Raw genomic sequence first — 523 nt, 5'->3', positions numbered from 1 at the left:
GGCGACAATCGTCGGCCGCCACGTCTTCGACCTGACGGACGGCTGGGACGGGAAGCCTCCAGGCGGGGTCGACCACGTGGTCGTCGTGACGCACCGGCCGGAGCCCGAGGGCTGGGACCCCGAGGCGCCGTTCCACTTCGTCGACGGCGTCGAGGCAGCCGTGGTCAAGGCGCAGGAGCTCGCGGGTGACCGCATGGTCGAGGCCGCCGCCGGCGACGTCGGTGGCCAGGTGCTTGCCGCGGGCCTCGTCGACGAGGTGCGCATGGACGTCGTACCCGTCGTGTTCGGGTCCGGCAAGCGCTACTTCGGCTCGGTCCGCGCGCAGCACCTGTTGGAGGATCCTGACGTGGTGATTCAGGGCAACCGGGTGCTTCACCTGCGCTATCGGGTGCGCCGTTGACCGATCTGAGTGGGTCGGCGGATCCGGCAGCCGATACCTACAGTCTGGCCATGAGCACCGACAGAGGGGGACGTGATCGGGTAGGCGTGCGAGCCGTCTACCCCGGCAGCTTCGATCCGTTCA

General features: G+C 69.4%; 1 protein-coding gene. It reads left to right on the top strand.

The features are described 5' to 3' along the window. Positions 1–400: dihydrofolate reductase family protein (locus tag SM447_RS29975; protein ID WP_474576221.1), on the top strand; the 400-nt coding region annotated here is incomplete at its 5' end. Positions 401–523: the final 123 nt, after the last annotated feature.

It is taken from the genome of Micromonospora aridisoli (genome assembly GCF_056150025.1).
Note: the sequence above shows the minus strand (reverse complement) of the source record. Positions and strands in the feature narration are given on the sequence as shown.